Source organism: Streptomyces sp. NBC_01244 (genome assembly GCF_035987325.1).
GTDB lineage: Bacteria > Actinomycetota > Actinomycetes > Streptomycetales > Streptomycetaceae > Streptomyces.
In genome coordinates this window covers 7,854,623-7,880,004 of the sequence record NZ_CP108488.1, presented here as the reverse complement: position 1 = coordinate 7,880,004, position 25,382 = coordinate 7,854,623, and the positions used below count along the sequence as shown (strand labels likewise).

Here is a 25,382-nt window from a genome sequence, read left to right as displayed (position 1 = left end):
TCGAATTCCTAGAATAGATCGGTCTACATATTTTTAGGCCGAAAAAGAAGCCCGCCGGTCACGGCGGGCCGCGTCAGCTCAGCAGTGCGCCGATCTGACGGGAGACGCCGTCCAGCGGTCCCCTGCTGCGGTGCGCCCTGGCCAGCAGGAGCGCCCCCTCCACCAGGGCCAGGACGGTGAGCGCGAGATCGTCCGCGTCGGGACGGCCCGCCAGCTGTGCGCGCAGGGCCGCCTGCCACGAGGCGTAGACCTCCGAGCACGCCTCCTGCAGCGGGTCACTGGTGGCGGCCATCTCCAGCGCCACGGTGGCCACCGGACACCCCTTGCGCCAGCCCGACTCCTCCAGCCGGTCGCCCAGGTGCCGCAGCACCGCGTCGACGAACGCCGCCACCGACGGACTGGAGTCGGCCAGGCCGCCCAGGGCATCACCGATCATCCCGCCGGCCCGCCGGACGGACTCGCCGACCAACTGGTCCTTGCCGCCGGGGAAGTGGAAGTAGAGCGAGCCGCGGGGCGCGCCGCTGGCGGCGATCACCTGGTTCAGCCCGGCACTGAAATATCCCCCGGTCTCGACCAACTCCTGCGTCGCGTCCAGCAGTCGGTCCCGCGTCTCGGCGCCCTTCTGTCCCATGACATGAGACTAGACCGATCTACATATTCTTTCAACCGCCTCCTGTGCGGCAGGGCGCCCCTCGGCTCCGGTCCGGTCCGGCGCGCTATCCGGTGACGGCCGCCCCGAAGGCCTCGTACGCCCGCTCGTCGAACAGCACGAAGCGCACCTCCTCCACCTCGGTGCGGGCCGCCCGTACGGTCTCCACCGCGATCCGGGCCCCGTCGTCCATGGGCCACCCGTAGATGCCGGTGGAGATCGCCGGGAAGGCGACGCTACGGGCACCCAGCTCGTCGGCGACCCGCAGCGACTCCCGGTAGCAGGAGGCCAGCAGCTCGGAGCGGTCCTCGTCCCGCGACCAGACCGGCCCGACGGTGTGGATCACGTGGTCGGCCGGGAGCCGGCCGGCCGTGGTGGCGACCGCGCGGCCCGTCGGGAGGCCCTTGCCGTAGTGGGAGCGGCGCAGGTCCTCGCAGGCGGCCAGGATCTCCGGGCCGCCGCGCCGGTGGATCGCTCCGTCGACCCCGCCGCCGCCGAGCAGCGAGGAGTTCGCGGCGTTGACCACGGCGTCGGCCTTCTCGGCGGTGATGTCGCCCTGGACGAGGGTGATACGAGGCATGAGCGTCCCTTCCGGTGCAAGTGGTGAGGCTATCGGGGCATCTCCGGGGCCGCCTGCGCATTGTTGGCCGCAGAGGCCGCCGGAGCGCTCCCGGCGATGGGCCGGCAGGGGGAAAACCGGACCTGTCGGACGGCTGCGAGCGGGCTGTGATCACAGCCGTCCCTAGGTTTGCGGCGCGGCCGGAGCATCCGGCCGACGGGTCCGGGGGCCCCGGATCCACGGTGCGCCTACCCCACGGGAGCGAACTCTCCATGGCAATCCCCCTGATCAGGACGGCCGCCCGCCTAGGGCTCTGCGTCGTCACGGCCATCGCCGTCTGTCCGCTGGTGCCGACGTCGGCAGCGGCCGACGGGTCACCGGACCTCGTGGTCCCCAGGGACTACCCGACGATCCAGGCAGCGGTCGACGCCGCCGACCCCGGTGACCGGATCACCGTCCGGCCGGGTGTCTACCGCGAGCAGGTGGTGATCGGCAAGAACCTGTCGATCACCGGGTCGGGCGACGGGAAGACGACGATCCAGGCTCCGCAGACGCTGACCCCCGGCGATGACGGCGGCAACTCGATCATCGAGATCCACAACGGCGCATCCGTCTCGCTGTCCAAGCTCGCCGTCAGCGGGCCGGGCTCCGGCACGTGCGACAACGGCGCGCTCGGCGCCGGCATCCGCGTGCTCGGCGGTGCGAGCCTCGACCTCGGCCACGCCGCCGTCACCCACATCACCGACACCCCGGCCGCGCCCTGCTTCCACAGCGCGAACGCCGTTCTCATCGGCGACCTGCCGACCGGTACGGGTTCGGCGACCATCCACGACACCAAGATCACGGGATACCAGGGCGCGGGGGTGGTCGTCCTCAACGAGGGGTCCACCGCCACCATCGAGCGCAGCACCGTCACCGGGCACCCGACCCTGTCGACCGACGGCATCGAGTTCGTGGAGGGCGCGGTCGGCCGTGTCGTCAAGAACACCGTCAGCGACAACGAGTGCCGGGAACCCGACGCGGGCTGCGGCCCCGACTTCTTCAACGAGTTCCAACACGCGGGCATCGTCGGCGACGCGCCCGGAACCGTCGTGGAGCACAACCGGATCGTCGGCAACCAGGTGGGCATCTACGTCGCCGGTACGGGTCTCACCATCGGCAACAATGACCTCCGGCGGAACTCGTACGTCGGAATGGCCCTCCAGGACGGTTCGTTCACGCTCAGGAAGGACCGGATCACCGGCGGGGTGCACGGTGTCGCGGTCATCGCGTCGGCGGTGAACACGGACGCGGTGCTCGACGGCGTGAAGATCACGCAGACCTCTGGCGCGCCGGTACAGACCTTCGAGTGCTGCGGCTTCACCGCCACGGCGACCGTGAAGCCGTAGCCATTTACTGACCACGTCACGTCCTGACCGCTCCTACCCGCCCCCGCCGTCCGCCTCCTCCAGGCGCGCGGCGAGGCGGGTGAGGGCCGGCAGGGCCGCGCGGAGCGCCGCGCGGTCGGCGTCGGGCAGGGCCGTCAGCGCGTGCCCCAGGCGGCGTTCGTGGGCGCGCGTCCAGGCGGCCAGCCGCAGTCGGCCGGTGTCGGTGGCGCTGACGGCGGCGGCGCGCCGGTCCTCGCTGTCCACCTCGCGCTTCACCAGCCCGTTCGTGGCCATCGTGGCGACGAGTCCGCTCACCGTGGACTGGGCGAGGCGCTGGCGGGCGGCGAGTTCGCTGACGCGGACCGGGGAGTGTTCGACGCAGACCTGGAGGAGTTCCACCTGGGCCATGGGGAGCTGCTCCCAGGGGTACTCCGTCCGGATCGAGGCGCGCAAGGCCCGGCGCAGGCGGGTGACGGCGGCGGTCAGCGCCCGGGCTTCGGGTGAGTCCGCGCCGGGCCGCGCGTCCGGGGCACCGGGCATGCCCGGCATGCGTGCCATGCCCACCACGCTACTCGCGCTCCGCCGCGGCCGGGGCGGCTCTCGCGCCCGTCCCGGACCCCGTGACGGCCATGACGGCGGCCGCGGCCAGCAGGATCAGCACCGCGAGGCGTCCGCCGTCGCCGCCCGTGTGCAGGGCCAGGGTGACGAGGGCGACGCCGATCGCGGTGCCGAGCCCGCGTGCCATGTTGATCAGGCCGCCGCCGGTGCCGGGAGCCTCCGTCGGCACCGCCCGCATCACGAGGGCGTTGTTGGCGGGGGCGAACAGGCCGAGCCCGAGGCCGAGTACGCCGAGCGCGCAGGCGAGCGGCGCGGGCGCGGGCGCCAGGAAGAGCAGGGCGGCCAGGGCGCAGCCGGTCAGTAGCGATCCGTACAGGCAGCGCGCCCGGTCGGTGACGGCGGCGGGCAGGGCCCGGTCACCGCCCACCGCGCCGAGCGCGAATCCGGCGGGCAGTGCGGTGAGGACCGCTCCGGCGACGAGCACGCCGTACCCGGACCCGAGGAGGAGTACGGGTACCAGCACGAGCGGGCCGAACAGGACGAGGTATCCGCACAGGGCCGCCGCGAGCCCGCCCCGGATCGCGGGTGCCTTCAGCAGCGCCGGGTCGAGCAGGGGTGCCGGGGCGCGCCGCTCCCGCCGGACGAGGGCGGCGGTGGCCCCGAGGGCGACCGCGCAGGCGGCCGGTCCGGTCCAGGCCGGCACGTGGAGCCCCGACAGGGAGCTGAGCGCGACCAGCAGGGCGGCGGTGGCGGTGGCGAGCCACAGGACCCCGGCCCGGTCGAAGCGCCGTACGGGGGCGCGGTCGCGGGTGCGCGGGAGCAGGTAGTGCCCGGCTGCCAGGGCGATCAGCCCGACGGGCACGTTGATCCAGTACGTCCAGCGCCAGCCGAGCCCGGCCACGAGCGCGGCCCCGACGGTGGGGCCGAGTGCCAGCCCGACGGCCTGGGCGGCGGCCTGGACGCCGAGCGCGGTCCGCAGCCGTGCGGCGGGCGTGCTGGTCTTCACCAGGGCCACGCTGTTGGCCTGGAGCATGGCCGCGCCCACCGCCTGCACCACCCGGAACCCGATGAGGGCGATGAGGGTCGGGGCGAGGCCGCAGGCCGCCGATGCCCCGGTGAAGAGCGCGAAGCCGTAGAGGTAGGAGAGTTTGCGGCCGTGGGCGTCGGAGAGCCGTCCCACGGGCACCAGCAGGGCGACGAGGGTGAGCAGATAGGCCAGCGAGACCCATTCGACGCCCGCGAGGGGAACCCCGAACTCGGCGCGGACCCCGGGGTAGGTCATCGTCACGATGCTGGCGTCGAGCTGCCCCATGAAGGCGCCGAAGCACACGGTGCCCACCGCCAGCCGCCAGGCGCCGGCGCGCGAGCGCACCCAGGCGGGCCGGGCCCGTTCCCGTACGAGCAGGGCGGGCAGGGCGGGGGTGGACGAGAAAGCCATGGGGGCTCCTCCCTTCGTGCCGGTCGTACCGGCCTCACCGGATCCCCCACACATCTTCAGATTACATCGGACACCGATCCATCAGTTTGGGAAGAAAAGGGAGAAAGGCCCGGACCGCGGAGGCCATAAGGCCGGAACACCGCTTCCGCCAGGGCCTTGCCGGGAATCCGGCGGGGATTTCTTTACGGATTTTCCCGACCCTTTCATCTCCCTATACTTAGCGCCACCTTATTCGCTTTCCGTTCACCGGGGAAGCCGAAGTGACCGGTTCGGCGCGCCTATGGTTCTGACGTCCACTCCATTCGCAGAGACCCGGAGAGATAGGCACTGATGGACTCCTCCACGACGGTCATCGCGATCACCATCGCCGTGGCCCTGCTCTTCGACTTCACCAACGGGTTCCACGACACGGCGAACGCGGTGGCCACGGCCATCGCCACCGGCGCATTGCGGCCCAAGGTCGCCGTGGCCATGTCCGCGGTGTGCAATCTCGCCGGCGCGTTCGTTTCGGTGGCGGTCGCCAAGACGATCTCCGGGGGCATCATCGACGAACACGCCGGAATACGCCCGCCGGTCATCCTCGCGGCCCTGGCGGGGGCGGTCCTGTGGAATCTGGCGACCTGGCTGCTCGGAATTCCCAGCAGTTCCTCGCACGCCCTCGTGGGCGGGCTGATCGGTGCCACCGTCGCCTCGGTGGGCCTCCAGGGTGTCAACGGGTCGGCCGTGGTCGGCAAGATCCTCGTCCCGGCCGCGCTGTCTCCGCTGATCGGCGGACTCGTGGCGTACGCGGCCACGCGGGCGGCGGGCCGGCTGCGCGGACCGGAAGGCGGCGGGGACGCGGCGGAGCGCGGGGCGGGGCGGGGGGCGGGGCACGGGGCGGAGCGCGGGGCCGGGCGCGGGGCGCGCGCCGGGCAGGTGCTCGCGGCCGCGCTCGTCTCCGTGGCGCACGGCACCGGCGACGGGCAGAAGACCATGGGCGTGATCACGCTGACGCTGGTCACGGCGGGCTCCCTGCCCGCCGGGTCCGCTCCCCCACTGTGGGTCATCGTGGCCGCGGGGCTCACGATGGCCCTGGGCACCTACACGGGCGGCTGGCGCATCATCCGCACGCTCGGCACGGGCCTGACCCGGCTCGGCCCGCGGCAGGGCTGCGTGGCCCAGACGAGCGCGGCGGCCGTGCTGCTGGCCACCTCGCACCTGGGCTTCGCGGTGTCCACCACGCACGCCGTCACCGGCAGCGTCGGCGGGGCGGGGCTGGCCACCCCCGGCGGGGTGCTGAGCCGCACGACCGTGCGGGCCATGCTCGTGTCGTGGGTGCTCACACTGCCCGCCGCGGGGATCGTCGCCGCCCTGGCCGTCCTGCTCACGGAGCAGGGCGCCTGGGGCCAGGACGCCACGGCGGCCCTGCTGTTGTGCGCGACCCTCGCCTTCTGGGCCCGGTCCCGCCGTACGGCCGTCACCGCGCGGAGCGTCGCGCCGGAGACGGCCACCGCCTGAGCCGACCACGCATGATGTGACCCAAGGCCCCGAAGACGTAAGGCCCCAAAAGGTCGCGAAAGGTCCCGAAGATGAAGGTACCCGGCACCACGGTGGCAGCAGCGGGCCTGCGGTCCCGGATGACCGCCGGCTTCGGCGACGGAAGCATGGTCCTGCGCGCCGCGGTCTCGTCGGGACTCGCCTGGTGGATCGCCTCCGTGCTGCTGCACTCCGAGTCGGCCTCGCTCGCCCCCGTCGGCGCCATCCTCGCCACGCAGACCACGCCCTTCGCCACGGCGCGCAAGAGCCTGCAGCGGGCGGCCGGCATCCTGTTCGGCTTCCTGCTCGGCGTGGCGGCCACCGCGTCGATGGGCACGAACACGGTGAGCGTCGTCCTCGTGGTCCTGGTCGGCATGTACGCGGGACGCGTGATGAACCTCGGCTCGCAGATGCACCAGATCGCGCTCACCGCCGTGCTCGTGATGGGCGCCGCCACCACCTTCGGGTACGGGGCCGCCCGGCTGGAGGACAACGTCGTCGGCGTGCTCGTGGGCACGTGCGTCGGCCTCGCCCTGCCCGCCCCCGGCTTCACCCGCCGCGCCGGCGAGGAACTGGCCCGCCTGAACCGGCAGATGGCCGCCCTGCTCGCCGAGATCGGCCGGGGCCTGGCCGAGGACGACTGGGCCGCGCGCACCGGGGACTGGGTCCGGCGGGCCCGCTCCCTGTCCAAGGAGCTCGACACGGTACGCCAGGCCGTCCGCGAGGCGGAGGACGCGATCCGCTGGCGGCCGCGCGGCCGGCTCGCACGGCCCCGCCTGGACCGGCTCGCCGAAGCCACCCAGTGCCTCGACCACGTCGGCCACCAGGTCCGGGGCATCACCCGCGGCCTGTACAACCTGACCTTCCGCGAAGGCCGCCCGCCGGCCCTGCACTGGGCGCAGCACGACGAGCACCTGCTGCCCCGGCAGGCGGACGCCCCGGCCGGGCTGGACGGCGTACTGGCCGCGCTCGCCGCGATGCTGGGCGACCTGGCCGGCGTACACGTGCGGGAGGAAGCCCCCTCGCCCGGGGTGCGGGCCCGGCTGTCGGAGCTGCTCGGCGAGGCCGAGACCTGCTTCCTGCGGACCGCGCTGGCGCAGTCCCCCGGCTACGCGGACTGGCGGGTCCTGTGCACCGCCGGGATCCTGGAGGACGCCCGGAAGATGCTCCACGAACTCGACCCCTCGGTCGGCCCCCACCAGGGCGCCTTCGGGTAGCCGCCGGGGCGGGTGCGGAGCGCGCCCTAGGCGCCCTTCCCGCGCAGGTGGCGCCAGACGGCCTTGGCCGCGTTGTGGCCCGACATGCCGTGCACGCCGGGGCCGGGCGGGGTGGCCGAGGAGCACAGGAACACGGCCGGGTGGGGCGTGTTGTACGGGGACAGCGTGAGCTTGGGGCGCAGCAGGAGCTGGAGCCCGGAGGCGGCACCGCAGGCGATGTCGCCGCCGACGTAGTTGGGGTTGCGGGCGGCGAGCTGCGGCGGGCCCGCCGTGGCGCGGGCGAGCACCAGGTCGCGGAACCCGGGGGCGAAGCGCTCCAGTTGGCGCTCGACGGCTTCGGTGAGGTCGCCGTCCCAGCCCGCCGGGACGTGCCCGTACACCCAGAAGGTGTGCTTGCCCTCGGGGGCCCGGCCCGGGTCGACCAGGCTGGGCTGGGCGGCGATGAGGAAGGGGGTGCGCGGGACCCGCCCGCCGGAGGCCAGTTGCAGGGCCGCGTCGATGTCGCGGGTGCGCGGACCGATCTGCACGGTGCCGGCCCGGCGCGGCTCCTCCGCCGTCCAGGGGACGGGGCCGTCCAGGGCGTAGTCCAGCTTGAACACGGAGGCGCCGTAGCGGTAGCCGTCGTAGACCCGGCCCAGGCGGGCGATGCGCGCCAGCGCGGTCGGGGAGGTGTCGAAGACGTACGCCCGGGCCGGCGGCAGGTCGTCGAGCCGCTTGACCTCGAAACCGGTGTGCACGGCCCCGCCGAGGTCGCGCAGGTATCCGGCGAGGGCGTCGGAGATCGACTGCGAGCCGCCGCGCGGCACGGGCCAGCCGTTCGCGTGCGCGGCGAGGGCGAAGACCAGGCCGACGGCGCTGGTCCCGATCCCGCCGAGCGGGGCGATGACGTGCGCGACGAGCCCCGCGAACAGAGCGCGGGCGCGGTCGTCGCGGAAGCGGCTCAGCAGCCAGGTGGAGGGCGGCAGCCCTGCCAGTCCGAAGCGGGCGAGGGTGAGCGGGTCACGGGGCAGTGCGGTGTTCGGCAGCGACATGAAGTCCCGGGCGAGGGTGTCCCACTTGCCGAGGAACGGCTCGACCAGCCGCCGGTACGTGCCCGCGTCGCGCGCCCCGAAGGACGCGGCCGTCTCCGCGACGGAGCGGGAGAGCACGGCCGCCGTGCCGTCGTCGAAGGGGTGCGCCATGGGCAGCGGGGCGTGCAGCCACTCCAGCCCGTACCGCTTCAGGGGCATGGTGGAGAAGACGGGGGAACCGGCGCCGAGCGGGTGTACCGCCGAGCAGGGGTCGTGCCGGAAGCCGGGGAGGGTGAGCTCCTCGGTCCGGGCCCCGCCGCCGACGGTGTCCGCGGCTTCGAAAACGGCCACCGAGTAGCCGCGCCGGGCCAGTTCAACGGCGGCCGTCAGCCCGTTGGGCCCGGCCCCCACCACGACCGCATCGAGGATCGACGGCACTTGCGACTCCTTCGTCCGGCGGCGCCACCGCCCCCAGGGTATTGCGCCTGTCCATAGCGGGCTCCGCGATCCGCGCCGACTCCGTTCGCCCTGGGCTCAGCGGCGGGGGCGGCCGTCGGCTCGCCGCGGCTGCGCCGCCGGGTCACGCGCCCCGCAGCAGCTCCCGGATCCGTACGGCCGTGGCCTCGTCGCGGCCGACCGCGAACGGCAGCGCGTTGTCCCGGTCCACTCGGAAGGGGACCCCGTCGACGGTGCTCTGGGATCCGCCCGCCTCGGCGACCAGGAGCAGCCCGGCCGCGTGGTCCCAGGCCGAGGGCCAGTTGAAGGCCAGGCCGTCCATCTCTCCCCGGGCCACCTTCAGGTACTCCAGGCCCGCCGACCCGCACGCGCGGGAGGCCACACCGGGGACGTCGAGGCGCGCCAGGATCCGGCGCTCCTCCTCGGTGGTGTAGAGCGGGTGAGCGGTCGCGACCCGCAGCTCGGCGCCGGGCTCGGGCGAACCGCTCAGGATCCGCTCGCCGTTGACGTACGCACCCTGTCCGCGCACGGCGGTGGCCATCTCCTCCAGCGCCGGGGCGAAGGTCCAGGAGGCGAGGAGCTCCCCGCGGTGCGCGAGCGCGACCAGCGTGCAGAACGCCGCGTCCCCGTGCACGAACTGCCGGGTCCCGTCGACGGGGTCCACGATCCACACCGGGGCGTCGGCGCGCAGCGCCCCGTACACCCCGGGGTCGGCGTGCACCGCTTCCTCGCCCACCACCGCCGAGCCCGGCAGCAGCCGGGTCAGGGCGGCCGTGAGGTATTCCTCGGCCTTGCGGTCGGCGTCGGTCACCAGGTCGTGCGGGCCGCTCTTCTGGTCCACCTCGTGGTCGGCGAGCTGGCGGAATCTCGGCATGATCTCGATCGCCGCCGCCTTGCGAACGGCTTCGTCGACGTCGGACAGGTTCCGGGCGAGGAATTCATCGATCATGCCTCCAGCAAAGCACGCCCGGCTGACAATCCCCACCGCCGGACCGGGCGGGCGGCCGGACCCCGGATGGACCGCGGGTGAACGCGCCGCCGGGCGGGCGGCGGCACGGGGAGGCACGGGGAGGCACGGGGAGGCACGGGGAGGCACGGCGGGTTACGGCGAGGCACCGGCCGGCAGCGGTCGGTGAGCACCGGAACCCGCCCGGCTGCGGGGTCTGCGGTCGCCTGCCTCAACGGCTGGGGGCCGCAGGCCCCGTGGCCCCGCCCGGGCTAGTTGGTGGCGAGGCCTCCGACGACGAGGGTCTGCGGGGAGAGGTGCTCGTACGCCCCGTCCGTCATGTGCTGCGGGTTCAGGTGCTCGAAGGCGCCGTCCTGGCCCTGCGGTGCGACGCTGATGTGGTTGTCCGCGAAGGCCGGGCCCGCGCCGAGCACGGCCAGGGCGAAGGCGGCGGTGGCGGTTATCGCGGCGGCTCTGGTGTTCATACTGGTCCCCCCGGGTCCGGCCGGCCCCTGGTCGGGCCGGCTCGGAAACAGGCTGTCAGGCCCGCCCGGAGTCCTGCAACAGCATCGGGACGATCCGCTCAGCCCGCTCCGGCGGAGAGCTCCTCCCGGAGCGAGCGCCCCGCCGCGCGGTGCCCGCCGGCCGCGGCCGGGTCCGTGTCGTCGAGCAGGGCCGCGATGCCCTCGTGGGCCAGCGCCTCCTCGTGCCGGTAGCCGAGCCCGGGTGCCAGCTCCAGCGTCTGCCGGTGCAGGCGCAGGGCCTCCTCGGGGAGTCCCGCGAGCCGGCAGGTCTCGGCGTAGCCGCCCAGGAACCGGACCTTCCAGTGTTCCTCGAACAGCTCGTCCAGCAGCGCGAACGCCTCCCGGTGGCTGGCCAGGGCCTCCTCGTACCGGCCCATCCGGCGCAGCGCGACGCCCAGGCAGTTGAGGGACCACGCCTCGTTGTTCACGTGCCCGTCCTCGCGGGCCAGTGCCAGCGCCCGGTGCAGATGTTCCGACGCCTCCTCGGGCGACTCCTCCGCGATGGCCACGCCCAGGGTGATGCGGGCCGTCAGGGTGGGCGGCCACGCGGGGTCCGGGTGGGAGAGGTCCAGGACCTCCCGGGCCCGCCGCGCCGCCTCCTCGCGCTCTCCCAGCTGGAGCAGCGCCCAGGCTTCCGAGGCCGCCGCGTGGGCCGCCCCCGCCGGGAGGCCGGCTTCCCCGTACAGCTTCCCGGCCAGCCGGAAGAGCTCGAGCGGCTCCCCGGCGCCGTCCCGGTCCCCCCGGTCCCAGATCAAGTAGCCGCGCCGCAGGGTCAGTTCGGCTTCCGAGCGGGCGTCCCCCGTCTGCGCCACCCGGAGCCCGGCCTCCTCGTACGCGGCTGCGGCCTCGGCCATCCGGCCCGCGTTGTAGCGCGCGAAGCCCAGGTCGCTGTAGGCCTCGGCCAGCCGCAGCGGATCGCCCAGGCGTTCGGCGGCGGCCAGCGAGCGCTCGAAGAGGTGATTGAGGTGGGTCGTACCGCAGCGCCGGGCGAAGTACGCGCGCAGGAAGCGCGGCAGCTCGCACACGTGCGCGTCCGCCCCGACGGCTACCGCCGTCTCGAAGACGGCGATCATCGTCTCGTACTCCGAGACGAGCCAGGAGCAGGCCGCGTTCTTGTCGGCGAACCGCGGCAGGGCGGCCGGGGGGCGGCCCGCGGTGGGCGGCCGTCCCGGCGAGAGCACCGGCATCGCGGCGTCGGCGGCGGCCGCCGCGTGCACGAAGTAGTCGAGGAAGCGGCCCATCGCGCGCTCCCGGTCGGCCTGGGAGTCCTGCTGCGCGCACGCGCCGCGCGCGTGCTGGTGCACCAGGTCGTGCAGCCGGTAGCGGCCCGCCGTCGGCTGCTGGACCAGGTGCGCGTCGACCAGGTCCTCCAGCATCTCCCGGGCGCCGTGCAGCGGTACGTCCGCCAGGGCCGCGGCCGCGTACGCGTCGAAGGAGCCGCCGGGCAGCAGCCCCAGCATCCGGAACAACCGGGCCTGGGCCCGGTCCAGTTGCCGTACGGACATGGCGAACGCGGTGTCGAACTCGCTCGCCCCCTCCGCCAGCCGCTCCACGAGGATGCCCACCGTCCAGCCGGGCCGGTGTCGCAGCCGGGCCGCGGCCAGCCGCAGGGCCAGCGGCAGGTGGCCGCAGAGCCGCAGCACCTCGGCGGCGGCATCCGGTTCACGGGCCAGCCGGTCTTCGGGGCCGCCGGAGTCTCCGCTGGCCCGGGTCAGCAGTTCCGCGCTCTCCCGCGGGCTGAGCACGTCCAGCGACACCGGGGGCACCTCGTCCAGGCCCAGCAGCCGGTTGCGGCTCGTGATCAGGACGACCGAGTCGCCGGCGCCGGGCAGCAGCGGCCGGACCTGGTCCGCGTCGGCCGCGTTGTCGACGACCACGACGGCCCGCCGGTCCGCCAGTTCCGCGCGCCAGCAGGCCGCCAGCTGTTCGAGGCCCTCCTGCGGGACCCTCTCGGACGGCACGCCGAGCGCCCCGAGCAGCATCCGCAGCGCCGAGTCGGGATCGAGGGGGTCGCGGCCCTCGGTGAATCCGTGCAGGTCCACGTAGAGCTGGGCGTCCGGGTAGTCGGCGGCGAGCCGGTGCGCGGCGTGCACCGCCAGGCAGGTCTTGCCGACGCCCGCCATGCCGTCGACGGCGACACCCCGGTGACTGTCCACCGCGGCGAGCACGGAGGCGAGTTCGTCCTCGCGTCCGGTGAAGTCGGGTACGTCGCGCGGCAGGTCGTTACGGGGCTTCGGCTGGACCTGGCGGCCCGCCTTCGGCGGCGCCGGCAGCGGGTTGGCGGACCCGAGTTCCCAGAGGGGCCGCAGCGGGCGCGGATCGCGTTTGGCCAGTCGGCAGAGGGCGACCACCGCGGTCCAGGGCGGCACGGTCTGGCCGCTGAGGTAGCGCGAGAGCGAGGAGGAGCTCAGTCCCGCATCCCTCGCGAGGGCCCGTACCCCGAGCCCTGACAGCTCCTGGAGCAGCCGCAGCCGAGCGGCCAGCTCGTCCTGCGGGTCGGCCTTCGCCGTCCGCCGTTCCGTGTCCACGGTTCCCCCGTACTCCCTGTCCCGCCGTGCCCGAATCATCCCGGGCCGCATATCGGCTGGTCAAGGATGTTCCGCCTGTCCCAGGGTGTCCCACCGGCATCGCCTCGGCGGGCCGCTGCGGCTGTTATGGAGTCACACCCCGAGGGGGGCACCGGAAACCCGGAAGACCGGGAGCCCGGAAACCAGAAGAGGAGCACACCGAGATGCAGTCCCGCATGCAGAACCCCGCCGTCGTCCTGTCCGGCGCGATGCAGCCCATCCAGGACATCTTCAAGTCCGTGCACTCCGGTGGCGTGGACCAGCAGATCCTGGAGCTGGTGCACCTGCGGGTGAGCCAGATCAACAGCTGCAGCTCCTGTGTGGACGGCGGCGCCAAGTCGGCCCGCAAGGCCGGCGTGAGCGAGGAGCGGCTGGCCACGCTCGCCGCCTGGCGCGAGACCCCGTACTTCACCGAGGAGCAGCGGGCCGCCCTGCTGCTCGCCGAGGCCGCGACCCGGCTCGCCGACCGTCCCGACGCGGTGAGCGACGAGGTCTGGGACACGGCCGCCACCTACTTCGACGAGAAGCAGCTGGCCGCGATCGTCCTGATGATCGGTGTCACCAACATGTTCAACCGGCTCAACGCCACGACCCGCCAGATCGCCGGCGCGTGGGGATGATGACGGGCGCCGACCGGGCGGCCGAGGCGGAAGCCGCGTCGGCCGCGCGCCTCATCCCGGAGCTCCGGAGCTCCGGGATGAGGCGAAGATCGCCAAGCTCGTGAGAAGCGCGGCACACTGGTGTCCAGCCCTGCCGACGGCCGGCGCCGGACCGAGGAGAACGATCGATCGTGCTCAAGCCCCATGTCCTCACGATCGGTTCGCAGACCCCGCCCGCGCCCGCCGCACGGCCGCCGTCGGCCGCGTCGCCGGACGTGTCTACGGCCATGTCCACGGCCGTGTGGCTGGTCGACACCGACGAGCAGCACGGCGCGGCGGCCCGGCTGGCCCCGGAGGTCCTGGACCCGGCCGAGCACCGGCGGGCGGCCGCCTTCGCCCGCGAGCAGGACCGGCGCCGCTACGTCGCCGCCCACGTGGCGCTGCGGGTGCTGCTCGGGTCCCGGCTGGACCTCGCCCCGGGCCGGGTACGGATCACCCGCGCACCCTGCTCCTCCTGCGGCGGCCCCCACGGACGGCCGGTGACCGAGGACGGGCCCGTCCACTTCTCCCTGTCGCACAGCGACCGGCTCGCGCTGATCGCGCTGGGCCCGGTGCCGGTGGGAGCCGACGTGGAGACGCTGCCCCCGGCGACGGCCGTGCACGAGCTCGCCGGGCAGCTGCACCCGCGGGAGGCCGCGGAGCTGGAAGCCCTGGACCCGGAGGAACGCCCTGCGGCCTTCTCCCGTGTCTGGGTGCGCAAGGAGGCGTACCTCAAGGGCCTGGGCATCGGACTCTCCCGGGGCCTCGCCCTCGACTACGTGGGCACCGCCGACACCCCGGCGAGCGGTCTGCCGGGCTGGTCCCTGAGGAACGTGGCCGTTCCCCCGGGCTTCAGCGCCGCCGTGGCCGTAACGGATACGCCCGAACCGGCGGCGGACGCCACGGTCCGGACCTCGTCCTGAAACCGGCCGGTCGTCGCGGTCAGGCCTCGGTGCGGTTGAGGGTGTTGCCGAGGCGCCGTGGCGCGGCGAGTGCGGCGTGGGCCGCGCCCAGGATGAGCGTCAGGGCGAGGAGGGCTGAGATGGCCGTCCAGTCCATGACGAGGGTCGGCGGGCCAGGTTCGTGCGGCGGTCAGGCCCCAGCCGACGGCGACGCCGAGAACTGCCGCGAGGGCGGCGTGAGTTCGGGACCGGTCTCGATGCGGACGTCCGCCATGACGAGGTCGACCGGTTCGAGGGCTTTGACGAGACGTTCCTCCAGGTCGGGCATGGCCTTGGAGGGAGAGGTGATGACCGAGTAGTCCACGGTCGTCGCGCCGAGGGCACGTGCGGTCGCGGTGGTGACGTAGGCGGAGGCGCGGGTGAGAGTGGCCACGTCGACAGGGTCGGAGAGGAGGGCGTCGCCGACTTCGCGGCGGGTGTCCGGCTTCGCCGGGTCGCTGCTGAGCAGCCGGTACCGGTCCTTCATCAAGGGGGAGGACCAGTCGGTGTCCACGTAGCGCACGGACACCGTGCGCTCCTTCACCCAGACGGGGAACTCGCTGTTGCCGTCGATCGCGAGCACGGAGATTCCCGGCGCGCGCTGCCGCAGCTCTTGCGCGAGGCTGCCCGCCGCCGCCGGGGCGGACTGCGAAACGAATCCGTCAGCCTGGCCCAGGACGGGAACGCCGAACTCGTGCGCTGGGTGGCCGAGATGTTCAGGGGGAAGACCCACCCCGCATCCTCACGGCTGTGCCTGTTGGCCTTCCCGTGAAACGATCATTTCATTGCGGATCTGACCGTTCCGTGATCTAGTGACGGCCGGGGGCCGGGGGCTCATCTCCACCACAGGTTCCCCTTCCAACCTGCCAGGAGGGTCCGTGAGCGAGGGGTACGAGCACCTCGCCAGGACCGTGAGAGAGGTCGAGGCGCTCCGGTCGGAGGCGGGACTCGACCGGGCGTCGGTTTTCAACCTGCGAGACCTCTCCTTCCACAGCTCCCTTCCCGAGGCCGACATCCGGCGACTGCTCGACGGCGAGCTCCTCGAGGCGCCGGGAAGCGCCGCGGCCGAGCTGGCCCGCCGCATCGTGTTCCTCAGGGAAACCCGGCTGACCGTGGACAAGCACACCGGTTGCCGACGTCAGTACACGACCGCCGAGATCGCTGCCGGCAGTGGGATGACCCCGCAGTGGCACGGCAAGTTGCTGAACCACAGCACGCCCAACATCTGGCACGGCGCCGGCCTCGCCAAGTTCTTCGACGTCCCCATGGAGTACTTCACCCAGACGCCACCGGAGGCCGTGAAACGGGTGCTGGACAGCAAGGTCATCCCGCACCTCTCGGCGTTCCTCAGGAATCCTTCCGAGGCTGTGAGGAATCGTCACGCCATGCAGGTCCAGCTCCGTCTCGGCGACAAGGAGCTGTCCCCGAGTCTGGAGATGGCTCTGATGGCCTTCATGGACGCGATCACACGGGAAGGCTCCGGACCCTAGGGTCGGTCCGGACGCAGCGACTGACCTGACCTTCAGTCACCGGCAGCAGCAGGGCGGGCCGCGGCTTCACCGCCCATCGGAGGGGAACTCACAGTGGGGGCATTCGGATGAACGAGGGGAAGATGGCGGGCTTTCGCAAGGGGGTGCTCGCGACTCTCGGCAGGCCGCCATCCCACGAGAGCCTGCTCACCGTGCCAAGAGCCCACCTGGCACGGCGATCCACCGCGCGGAAGGTCGCGAAGTTCTGCGACGCGGTGCTCGCGGGTCTCGACAGGCCGATTCCCTCGGATCCGGACAGCCTGTTCGCGGTACTGAGGGCCGACGTCGAGCGGCGCTTGAACGAGGACCGCGCGGCGCTCCCGTTCCGTCCGGTCCTCCTGTATTTCCGTGAGTTCCCCGAGGAGACGGCCAGTGGCCTCACGGCGACATTCGACGACCGGATCGTCATCGTCGTGGAAAGCCAGACGACCACGCTGCACCAGTTCGTGATCTTCGCACACGAGATGTGGCACGCCTTGATGGGACAGTGCCTGTCGCACGGGGCCCACAGCGACGTTGCCGCGGCAGCCGCCAGGTCACTCGGTGGTGAACTGGTGGGCGACGACCTCCTCGCCCTGGCCGCGAGGAGCCACGTCGACACCCAAGAGGAAAGCGACGCGGAGGAGTTCGGGCTACAGATGGGAGCCCGGCTGCGGGAGTGTCTGCAAGAGGCGGGCGCCGTACCGACAACCGGTTTGGCAGGCCGGATACAGTCCAGCATGGGTAGAGGCTACTGAGCATGACCGGATCGGACTATTTCATTCCCGCCGGCGTCCTGGCGATCGCTTTGGTGGTGAAGGCTCCCTCGTTCTGGCGCAGCTGGCACTCGCCGATGTCGAATTCGATTTTCGTGATCCTCGCGGCCTCGGCGGCAGGGTTCGTGTTCGGTGCCCCGCCGACCATCGAGCGGGTCAACCGGTTCACCGGCGTCCCGAACGTCTCGGCGCTCATCGTCTACTGCATCCTGTCGTGCCTGTCGTGCGGCTCGATCGTGCTCCTCATCCACTGGCGCGGGGGGCCCGAGGAGATCCTCCGGAAGCACACCAGGATATGGATCGCGGCGACCGCCGCACTGATCGCGACGTTCTGTGTCCTCTTCTCTCTCAGCAGCGTGCCCATCGAGCAGCAGCGCGACTTCGACACCTTCTACGCGAACACCCCGTACGTGCGGGAGATGATCGTGCTCTATCTGACCGCGCACATCGCCACGAGTCTCGTGGTGGCGACGAAATGCTGGCGGTGGGCCCGTGAGCTTCGAGATCTCCAGGCCGCGTGGACCCACTGGGGCCTGCTCATACTCGTGGCCGCCTTCGGCATCGGCTTGTCGTTCGCCCTGCTCAAATTCCTGGCTGTCGGCGCCCGGTGGGCCGGTACGGACGGATGGGACGCGCTCAGCACCGAAGTCGCCCCTCCCCTGGCAGGACTGGGCGCCGGCATGACGACGATCGGCTTCCTGGTGCCGGTCGTCGGGCCACGGCTGGGGTCGATGTGGGGGTCCTGGCGGGCCTACCGGGCGATGGAGCCCCTCTGGCGTGCGCTCGAGCCCTTCGCCGGACCCGGGAAGCCCACCTGGATCCGGCTTACTTCGTCACCGGAGATCCGGGCGATGGCCAGGTCCACCGACATTTCCGATCGCCTGCTGAATCTGTCGCCCCATCTGGACAGCAGCCACCGCGAGGCGGCCGAGCGGTACGCCTCCTCGCAGGGCTGCGAGCCGGAGGCGGCTCTCATCTTCGCCGAAGCGGCCACGATCCACGCGGCCTTGGCCGCCGCCGAGGCCGCGGAGGCCGCCGGGGGGCCGTCGTCCGGACTGCCGGCCATCGCTGCCGAGACGGGCGCCACCATCGACACGCGCGTGTCGGGAACGAATGGTCTCGCCCGACTGAGCATCCAGTTCTCCAAGATCCGCCGCTCCGACGTGCCCGTCGGCGGCGCGGCCCGCTCAGAGGGCAATTGATCATGCTTGCTCTCCCCCACCCGCCTCGAGGGAGTCGCCGGTGAACGCGGGAACGGCGTACCTGTCCGTGGCCGCCGGCTTCCTCGTCGCCACCGCCATCAAACTCTGGGCTCTGCGGAAGAACCCCCGGGACCCGCTCCTGAGGGCCGTCACCGCGACCCTCTTCGTTGCCGCGTTCCTGTTCGTCACGGCCGCTCCCCCGAATCTCGCGGTCATCAACGAGATGTTCGGCGTACCGAACATCGCCGCGCCCATCGTGTACTCGATCCTGACCGCCTTCGACGGCATCAGCATCGTGTTGCTGATCCACTGGCGGGGAAACGAGGATGCGCGCGTCACCCTGCGGCGGACACGGCTGTGCCTGACCACCTACGCCACGGTGATGGTTGCCATATGTGCCCTGTTCGCGCTGGGCGACGCACCGGTCGAGCGACTCCGGGACCTGGACACGTACTACTGCGGCACGCCCTGGATCCGCGAGATGATCCTTCTCTACCTGACGGCGCACAGCGTCGCGGCCGTCACCCTGGTGCTCCTGTGCCTGCGTTGGTCGAGGAAGGTCCCCGGCACCCTGAAGGCCGGGCTGCTCCTGATCACCGCCGGGGCGGTGTGCATGTTCGGCTACGACCTTTTGAAGTTCACGGCGATCTTTGCCCGCTGGCTCGGCCACGATTGGGACGCGCTGAGCACCGACGTCGCCTTCTCCCTGGCCGGTTTCAGCGCCTTCCTCTTTTCCGCCGGTTTCATGCTCCCGCCCATCGGCCAAGGCGTGGGCTCCCGGTGGCGGGCTCTTCGCCGCTTTCGCCGGCTGCAGCCCCTCTGGCTGGAGATCCGCCCGGAGATACCTCCCACGAGTCCGCCGCCGATGCCGTGGTGGCAGCCCGTGAAGCGTCGGCTCATGCAGCGCGAGACGGACATTTTCGACGCCGTACTGCGGCTGACGCCCTGGTTTGACCATTCGACCGGCGCGGAGATCTACGCGCTCGCCCTGGCCGAGTACTCCGAGGCCCGGCGTGCCCGCGGCGAAGCCGATGCCTGCGTCATAGCCCGCGCGGTGATCCGCAAGGGGTACGCCGTGCCCGCCCTCGCTCCGGAGCGTCGATGGACGGTCAGCTCCATCGAGGATTCCGAAGACCTCGTCGACATGTCCGCCGCCATGCTGCGCTCCCCGCGGGTCGAAGTGACACGGCAGTCCAGCGCACTGGCGGAACACAGTGCCTGACCGCGCCGAGCAGTCCGAAAAGCCCCTGCCCCTGCCCGCCCGCCGCACCGAGAGCCCTCACAGAGAGATGACCATGGTCACCACACACCCGAAGCACGTCGAGGCCCTCATCATCGGCGGGGGGTACGCCGGCCTGCTGGCCGCATCCGTGGTCGCCCTGGCCGGCTACGACGTACTCGTGCTCGCGGGCGGCCAACCCACCACCCGCCCACGGGAAGCGGGTTTCGAACCGGCTCAGCACGGCGAGGTGCTCCACGTCGGCGGGATGTGGGACGTGAACGATCTGGCGTACGGCTCGGGGGCGATGCTGCAGCGCCGCGGTGCTCGGACGTTCCCCTTCCCCGCCGGGGACCACCTGTCCCGGACGCGCCCGCGAGCCTGGGGGACCCGAGAACTGCTGACGTGCAGCCGCGAACTCCTGACCGGCGTGCTGCGCGAGGTCGTCGTCGCCAACCCCGCACGCGAGCGGGACACCACCATCCTGGACGGCGCCCATGCCGTCGGGCTGATCGGCGACGAATCCGCGGTGCTCGGCGTGCGCGTCCGGTTCGGTGACGGGACGGAGCAGGAGGTCACCGCGCAGCTCGTCGTCGACGCGAGCGGCGCCGAGGCGTGTACGGCGAACTGGCTGGAGGACCTCGGCGTTGCCGCCGTACCGGTCATCAGGCGCGGCGCGGCCGGGTTCTCCGCCAGCCGTCTCTACCGGGCGCCGGAGGGGCAGGCGGACCTCGCCCTCACCGCTGTCGCGGACGGTGCCCGCAGCGCCGTGATCGTTCCGATCGAGGCCGGATTGTGGGCCGTCACCCAGACCGCCCCGGATCGTGAACAGATCGCCGACGCGGACGCCTTCGCCCGGGCCGCGCTGGCCCTGTCGGACCCCGCCGTCGGCCGGCTCATCGCCGGGGCGAAGCCCGCGGGCGACGTGGCCGTAACCCCTGCTGCGGCCCTGCGCTGGCACCGGTACGAGCGCATCCGCGGGCCCCGCGGCCTCGTCGTCGTGGGGGACGCCCTGGCGACCTTCAGCCCCCTGGACGCGCGCGGACCGCTGGCGGCCGAGGCCGCCGCCAGAGCCCTGCGCGTGGCACTCGGGCGTGGCATCAGCCACCCGAGGGCGTCCCGCCGGGCCCAGCAGGCAATCGCCGAAGAGGTCGCGCACCTGTGGGCCGATCCGCGGACGGACCTGATGGGCGGGGGCCGGCCCAGGCCCGCCGGCGCGGGCCTCTCCACACGCCTCTCACGCGTACGGGCGGCAGCGGGCCGGGTTCTGAAGCCGCGAACCCGCTGAACCGGAAACCACGCCGCCCGGACCGGGGACCGAGCACGGACCAAGAACGGCACCGTACACGCGGGCCACAGCCGGACGTCACATCACGACATCCAGAGGGGAATCTTCTATGCATCTGTCCACACCTCTCGTACTGCAGAGCGGCGCCCGCATTGCCAACCGGATAGCCAAGGCCGCCATGGAGGAGAGCCTCGCCCGCCAGCCCGGCCAACTGCCCGGGCCGGAGATCGAGGAGCTCTACCGCAGTTGGGCCCGCGGCGGAAGCGGACTGATCATCACCGGGAACGTGATGATCGACCGACGGGCCCTCACGTCTCCGGGAACGATCGTGCTCGACGCCGAAACCGACCTGGCCCCCTTCCGCCGCTGGGCCGCGGCCGCCGGTTCGCAGGGCGGTCAGGTGTGGATGCAGATCAACCACCCCGGCCGGCAAGTCAGGTCGGACCTGCCCGGGGTCGCATGGGCGCCGTCCGACATCGGCGTCAGCCTCGGGAAGCACACGAGCACGTTCGCCCGCCCGACCGCGATGACCGGGGCGGACATCCAGGCCACGATCGACCGGTTCGCCACCACAGCACGGCTCGCGGAGGAGACCGGCTTCCACGGCGTCCAGATCCACGCGGCCCACGGTTACCTCCTCAGCCAGTTCCTCTCCCCCCTCGTCAACCGCCGCACCGACCAGTGGGGCGGCAGCCTGGAGAACAGGGCGCGGATGCTCGTGGAGGTGGTGCGAGCCGTTCGGGCGGCCGTGTCCCCGGGCTTCACCGTAAGCATCAAGATCAACACTGCCGACTTCCAGCGCGGCGGCTTCGACGTCGACGAGGTGGAACAGGTACTCGTGTCTCTCGGAGACCTCGGCGTGGACCTGGTGGAACTCTCCGGCGGAAGCATGGAGAGCGCGGCGACCATGGGCCGGACGGCCGATGACAGGAAGCTCGACCGGGAGGCCTACTTCCTGGCGATCGCCGAGCGGCTCGTCGCATCCGCGCCCATGCCGCTCATGCTGACCGGCGGCATAGGCCGGCGCTCCTCCGCGGAGAAGGTCCTGACCAGCGGATTCGCCATGGTCGGGCTGGCCACCGCCCTCGCTCTCCACCCCGACCTGCCCACGCGCTGGCAGGAAGGCGACGACATCGAGGTTGCCGCGCCGCGCCTCAACTGGCGGGACAAGGACATCGCCAGCGCGGGCGTACTGGCCCTCGTGCGGGCGCACATGAGCCGCATCTCCCGCGGCCTGCCGCCTCGCGCCCGGACCTCCGCGTACGTCGCCCTCATCCGCGACACCCTGCGGAACCGGGGAATGACCCGGACTTACGGACGGTGGCTTTCCCAGAACCCGGCGCCGGAGGCCACCATGCCGCTCACCGGCTGACGAACCAGGGGAGCGCCACGGCCTCCCCGCGCCCCCCGCTTCGGTCGATCGCCTTCCGGGGTTTCTCCGAAACCCCCGCCGCGATTCGGATCCTCCTCGGCCTAATCTTGGACGTGCGGCCGAGTCCGAGGTGAGCGCACGTCCACGCTGGACCCACAGGGGAATACGGATCGACGCCGACGGCACGGGGTGCGCGGGTGAGGAGTCAGGGATGAGAATCGTGAGGAACCGGCGGCTGGAGCAAGAGATGGTGCGGCTGTGCGATGAGCTGTACGCCGGCCTGGGTGAGCCCGCACCCCGCGACATCGCCGAGCTGATCGACCGAATAGCCGTGCAACTCACCGCCTACCGCGGCGATCCCGGACGGCCCGTGCGCATCGTGCGCCGGGACTTCCCGCAGGGCCTCGGAATCGTCTCGGGACTCTGGCTCGACGGGGAGACCGAGGACATCATCGTCGTCGCGAAGAGCACCAGCCCCTTCCATGCTCTGGTCATCCTGGGGCACGAGATCTGGCACATGATCAAAGGCCACTGCGGTACGTACGCCCTGGGTGCGCAGGTCGCCACTCGCCTGATCGGTGATGACGTCCTGACCTCGGAGGACCTGGACGAAGCCGTGCGTCTCGTCGCCGCGCGGACACACGCCGCGGGAGGTGACGAGGCCGAGGCCGAGCAGTACGGCCGCATGCTCGGCCGGCGCTTTCGCCACTTGCTCGAAGTCGACTCCACCCAGCGGGTCCTCGAAGGTCCGGCCGCCCGCATCCAGGCCTCTCTCGGCAACGGCTGATGGACGGCTCGGACTACTACATCCCGGCAGCCGCCCTCGGCATCGCGTTCCTCTCCAAGCTCCCCGGACTGATCCGGCAGTGGAGCAACCCCATGGTCCGGTCCGTCGCGGGACTGCTCTTCATGTCCAGCGCCGGATTCGCCTTCGCCGCGCCCCCCACGATCACCGTGGTCAACCGGTGGGTGGGGCTGCCGAACGTCTCCGCGCCGCTGGTCTACGCCATCCTCAGCGTGTTCAACACGTGCTGCATCGTGCTCCTCGCGTACTGGCGGGAGGGATTCGGCGTCGAGGTCCAGCGCCGCGTGCGGTGGTGGTTCGCGGTATGCGGCGCGGTGATCGCCCTGCTCAGCCTGTGCTTCGTCCTGGGCGACGCCCCGGTGGAACGGCTCCGGGACCTCGACACCCATTACGCGTCCACGCCCTGGATCCGCGAAATGATCGTCATCTACCTCGCCTGGCACATCGTGGTCGGCACGGTCGTACCGGTGATGTGCTGGCGGTGGTCGCGGGTGGTCGACGGGTGGCTCCGGGCGGGCTTGTTGACCCTGGTGGCCGGCTTCGTCTTCAGCACCGGTTTCGGCCTGGCCAAGGCCGCGGCCGTCGTCGCCCGCTGGACGGGCGGTGACTGGGACTTCCTGAGCACGGACGTCGCCCCGCCCCTGGCCAGTGTCGGAGCCGTACTGACCACCTCCGGCTTCCTGTTGCCCCAGGGCCGTCGCCTGGCCAGGGTCTGGGAAACATGGCAGACCTACCGGTGGATGGGGCCGCTGTGGCGCAGGCTCCGCATCCTCATGGGCCTGCCGGTGTCCACCAGTTGGTGGACACCGCTCGGATCCCGGCTCTTCGATCGCGAAACGGATATCCACGATGACCTACTGGCCTTGGCCCCGTACTGCGACCTCGAGATCATGACGGCACACCGCGAGAGGGCGCTCGACGACGGAGTCTGCCCCCACGAGGCACGTGCCGCGGCCGCGGCCATGATGATCGCGTTCGCCATCGATGCCAAGGAATCCTGCACGGGGAGCGTCGAGGACTGCCCGGAACAAGGCACTGCCGCGCTCAGCGCCGTACTCGGCGCCGGCACCAGGGGTATCGCCCGCATCTCTCGCCAGTACGGAGCCCTTCGCCGCCACACCGCGGCCGCCCCGCAGGGAAGGCGCTCCCTGTGAACGGCCCCCGTCCCTCCTTGCCGCGCTCAGCCCCGCCTTCCATGCTGTCGACCTTGTAATACTTTCCCAGCCTCTGCCGATACTCCCCGTCGTCCGAGCCACCCGCGAAGCGGCAGTCCTAGAGAGCAACACACGATGACCCAGCAGCCCAACGGCGCTACCGGCACCACCCGCGCCGTCATTCTCGGCGGCAGCCTTGCCGGTACTCTCGCGGCCGCCGCACTCGCACCCCACTTCGGGGAAATCCTCGTCCTCGAACGCGACAAGAAGCTGCCCGACACCGCCGCGCCCCGGCCCAGGCTCCCCCAGGCCGCCCACGCCCACATGCTGTGGTCGGGTGGCGCGGACGCGATCGAGGCCCTGCTTCCCGGCACGACCGACCGGTGGCTTTCGGCCGGGGCCCACCGCGTACCGATCCCCAACGGCATGGTCTCCTACTCGCCCGCGGGCTGGTTCCGGCGGTGGACCGAGACCCACTACCTCATCGGCGCCAGCCGTGACCTCATCGACTGGGGCATACGCGCCGCGGCCTTGGCGATCCCCAACGTCGGCGTGCGTACGGGCATGACCGTCACATCACTGGTGGGCAGTGCGGCGCAGGTGTGCGGTGTGCACGTGCGGAACGAGGACGGCGAGGAGAGCGCGGTCGACGCCGACCTCGTGATCGACGCCACCGGTCGTGGCTCCAAGGTCCTGGAGTGGCTCCGGCAGATCGGCGCCCCCACGGTGGGTGAGACCGTGGTGGACGCCGGGGTACGGTACGCCAGCCGCCGGTACCGCGCCCCTCTGGGCGCCGAATCCGACTGGCCCGTCATCCACATCCAGGCCGACCCGAGGCAAGGCAAGCCCGGCCAGGTGGTCTCGATCATCCCCATCGAAGACGGCCAGTGGCACGTCAGCCTCTCCGGCACCCGCGGCGCCGAGCCGAGCGCCGACGAGAACCTGTTCGAGGAGTTCGCCGGAGGAGTGCGCCACCCGCTGGCCGCCGAATTCCTCGCCCGTGCGGAGCCGATCAGCGACGTCGTCGTCTACGGCCGGACCGCCAACCGGCAGCGGCGCTTCGACAAAGCCTCGATGCCCGCCGGCTTCGTCGTGCTCGGCGACGCCGCCACCAGCCTCAACCCCGTCTACGGCCACGGAATGTCCTCCGCTGCCCTCGGCGCGCTCGCCCTGCGCGACACCGCGGCGAAGACGCCCGTGACCTCACCCAAGTTCGCCGCTCGGGCCCAGAAGGCGATGGCCCGCCCCGCCGCCGCGGCGTGGCTGCTCGCCGTCGGCCAGGACCGCTTCTATCCGGGTGCCGTCGGCAAGACGCCCAACCTGGCCGACAAGCTCGCGGCACGCTACGTCCACCGCCTCAGCCACACCGCCATCGGCAACTTCCTCGTCGTCAAGGCGCTCACGGACGTCATGACGATGCAGAAGCCCGCCTCCGTCCTCGGCACCCCCGACGTCCTGATCGCCGCGGCACGCGGCCTGCGCAAGCCCCTGCTCGACGGTCCCGCACTCACCACCAGGGAGCAGAGCATCCTGGACCGCGAGCCCCTTCGCCGAGCAGAAAAGATCAAGACCTCCGACTAGCTCCGGCCACCACCTTGTCGGCCACGCACCTGGGCGGGGCCACGGGAATTTGGCCGTGGGGTCCCCGGTTGGCACACATAGTTAAACTATCA

23 protein-coding genes are annotated in these 25,382 nt (G+C 72.1%); 14 read left to right on the top strand and 9 right to left on the bottom strand.

Annotation, left to right across the window (positions count from 1 at the left end):
- Positions 1-73 precede the first annotated feature (73 nt).
- Both OG247_RS35065 and OG247_RS35060 read right to left on the bottom strand, forming a co-directional pair.
- Positions 74-631 carry a TetR/AcrR family transcriptional regulator gene (locus tag OG247_RS35065; protein WP_327255987.1) on the bottom strand — a complete coding sequence of 186 codons (558 nt, stop codon included), beginning with the start codon at positions 629-631 and terminating at the stop codon, positions 74-76.
- Positions 632-716: 85 nt separating this feature from the next.
- Positions 717-1,229: an O-acetyl-ADP-ribose deacetylase gene (locus OG247_RS35060; RefSeq protein ID WP_327255986.1), complete on the bottom strand. Its 513-nt coding sequence runs from the start codon at positions 1,227-1,229 to the stop codon at positions 717-719.
- Between the two features lie 251 nt (positions 1,230-1,480).
- Here OG247_RS35060 and OG247_RS35055 point away from each other — a divergent pair, with 251 nt between their 5' ends.
- Entirely contained in the window at positions 1,481-2,596 is a 1,116-nt protein-coding gene (locus tag OG247_RS35055; protein ID WP_327255985.1) for a right-handed parallel beta-helix repeat-containing protein, read from the top strand.
- Between the two features lie 33 nt (positions 2,597-2,629).
- Here OG247_RS35055 and OG247_RS35050 read toward each other — a convergent pair whose 3' ends face one another.
- Together OG247_RS35050 and OG247_RS35045 are read right to left on the bottom strand one after the other, a co-directional pair.
- Positions 2,630-3,133, bottom strand: a complete 504-nt coding sequence (locus OG247_RS35050; RefSeq protein ID WP_327255984.1) for a MarR family winged helix-turn-helix transcriptional regulator — start codon at positions 3,131-3,133, stop codon at positions 2,630-2,632.
- 10 nt (positions 3,134-3,143) lie between these two features.
- On the bottom strand, positions 3,144-4,571 hold the full coding sequence (locus OG247_RS35045) for an MFS transporter (RefSeq protein ID WP_327255983.1): 1,428 nt from the start codon (positions 4,569-4,571) through the stop codon (positions 3,144-3,146).
- 330 nt (positions 4,572-4,901) lie between these two features.
- Between OG247_RS35045 and OG247_RS35040 the strand changes: the two genes are divergently transcribed.
- Positions 4,902-6,068, top strand: coding sequence for an inorganic phosphate transporter (locus tag OG247_RS35040; protein ID WP_327255982.1), 1,167 nt, complete (start codon positions 4,902-4,904; stop codon positions 6,066-6,068).
- A 71-nt stretch (positions 6,069-6,139) separates the two neighbouring features.
- Complete coding sequence (locus OG247_RS35035) at positions 6,140-7,303, top strand: FUSC family protein (protein ID WP_327255981.1); 1,164 nt, start codon at positions 6,140-6,142, stop codon at positions 7,301-7,303.
- 26 nt (positions 7,304-7,329) lie between these two features.
- Here OG247_RS35035 and OG247_RS35030 read toward each other — a convergent pair whose 3' ends face one another.
- From OG247_RS35030 to OG247_RS35015, 4 genes are all read right to left on the bottom strand, one after another.
- Complete coding sequence (locus tag OG247_RS35030; protein ID WP_327255980.1) at positions 7,330-8,751, bottom strand: phytoene desaturase family protein; 1,422 nt, start codon at positions 8,749-8,751, stop codon at positions 7,330-7,332.
- A 142-nt stretch (positions 8,752-8,893) separates the two neighbouring features.
- Positions 8,894-9,718, bottom strand: coding sequence for an inositol monophosphatase family protein (locus OG247_RS35025; protein ID WP_327255979.1), 825 nt, complete (start codon positions 9,716-9,718; stop codon positions 8,894-8,896).
- 269 nt (positions 9,719-9,987) lie between these two features.
- A complete protein-coding gene (locus tag OG247_RS35020; RefSeq protein WP_327255978.1) occupies positions 9,988-10,200 on the bottom strand; it encodes a hypothetical protein in 213 nt (70 codons plus the stop codon).
- A 98-nt stretch (positions 10,201-10,298) separates the two neighbouring features.
- The gene (locus OG247_RS35015; protein WP_327255977.1) at positions 10,299-12,767 is read right to left on the bottom strand and encodes a tetratricopeptide repeat protein; all 2,469 of its coding nucleotides are present in this window, start codon (positions 12,765-12,767) and stop codon (positions 10,299-10,301) included.
- Positions 12,768-12,970: 203 nt separating this feature from the next.
- Between OG247_RS35015 and OG247_RS35010 the strand changes: the two genes are divergently transcribed.
- Together OG247_RS35010 and OG247_RS35005 are read left to right on the top strand one after the other, a co-directional pair.
- On the top strand, positions 12,971-13,426 hold the full coding sequence (locus OG247_RS35010) for a carboxymuconolactone decarboxylase family protein (RefSeq protein WP_327255976.1): 456 nt from the start codon (positions 12,971-12,973) through the stop codon (positions 13,424-13,426).
- Between the two features lie 170 nt (positions 13,427-13,596).
- Positions 13,597-14,367 (top strand): 4'-phosphopantetheinyl transferase family protein, encoded by a 771-nt coding sequence (locus OG247_RS35005; protein WP_327255975.1) that lies wholly within the window; start codon positions 13,597-13,599, stop codon positions 14,365-14,367.
- 169 nt (positions 14,368-14,536) lie between these two features.
- Here the strand turns inward: OG247_RS35005 and OG247_RS35000 are convergent, their stop codons facing one another.
- A complete protein-coding gene (locus tag OG247_RS35000) occupies positions 14,537-15,118 on the bottom strand; it encodes a hypothetical protein (RefSeq protein WP_327255974.1) in 582 nt (193 codons plus the stop codon).
- 145 nt (positions 15,119-15,263) lie between these two features.
- Here OG247_RS35000 and OG247_RS34995 point away from each other — a divergent pair, with 145 nt between their 5' ends.
- From OG247_RS34995 to OG247_RS34955, 9 genes are all read left to right on the top strand, one after another.
- Positions 15,264-15,875 (top strand): hypothetical protein, encoded by a 612-nt coding sequence (locus OG247_RS34995; protein WP_327255973.1) that lies wholly within the window; start codon positions 15,264-15,266, stop codon positions 15,873-15,875.
- A gap of 107 nt (positions 15,876-15,982) precedes the next feature.
- Positions 15,983-16,651, top strand: coding sequence for a toxin-antitoxin system, toxin component (locus OG247_RS34990; RefSeq protein WP_327255972.1), 669 nt, complete (start codon positions 15,983-15,985; stop codon positions 16,649-16,651).
- A 2-nt stretch (positions 16,652-16,653) separates the two neighbouring features.
- Complete coding sequence (locus OG247_RS34985) at positions 16,654-17,871, top strand: MAB_1171c family putative transporter (protein ID WP_327255971.1); 1,218 nt, start codon at positions 16,654-16,656, stop codon at positions 17,869-17,871.
- Positions 17,872-17,911: 40 nt separating this feature from the next.
- On the top strand, positions 17,912-19,093 hold the full coding sequence (locus tag OG247_RS34980; RefSeq protein ID WP_327255970.1) for an MAB_1171c family putative transporter: 1,182 nt from the start codon (positions 17,912-17,914) through the stop codon (positions 19,091-19,093).
- A gap of 73 nt (positions 19,094-19,166) precedes the next feature.
- Positions 19,167-20,378 carry an FAD-dependent oxidoreductase gene (locus OG247_RS34975; protein WP_327255969.1) on the top strand — a complete coding sequence of 404 codons (1,212 nt, stop codon included), beginning with the start codon at positions 19,167-19,169 and terminating at the stop codon, positions 20,376-20,378.
- A gap of 109 nt (positions 20,379-20,487) precedes the next feature.
- Positions 20,488-21,750 carry an NADH:flavin oxidoreductase/NADH oxidase family protein gene (locus tag OG247_RS34970; protein ID WP_327255968.1) on the top strand — a complete coding sequence of 421 codons (1,263 nt, stop codon included), beginning with the start codon at positions 20,488-20,490 and terminating at the stop codon, positions 21,748-21,750.
- Positions 21,751-21,961: 211 nt separating this feature from the next.
- Complete coding sequence (locus OG247_RS34965; RefSeq protein WP_327255967.1) at positions 21,962-22,537, top strand: toxin-antitoxin system, toxin component; 576 nt, start codon at positions 21,962-21,964, stop codon at positions 22,535-22,537.
- Positions 22,537-23,709: an MAB_1171c family putative transporter gene (locus OG247_RS34960; protein WP_327255966.1), complete on the top strand. Its 1,173-nt coding sequence runs from the start codon at positions 22,537-22,539 to the stop codon at positions 23,707-23,709. Before OG247_RS34965 ends, OG247_RS34960 begins: the two co-directional genes overlap by 1 nt.
- Positions 23,710-23,844: 135 nt before the next feature.
- Positions 23,845-25,290, top strand: coding sequence for an NAD(P)/FAD-dependent oxidoreductase (locus OG247_RS34955; RefSeq protein WP_327255965.1), 1,446 nt, complete (start codon positions 23,845-23,847; stop codon positions 25,288-25,290).
- The last annotated feature ends 92 nt before the right edge of the window (positions 25,291-25,382 follow it).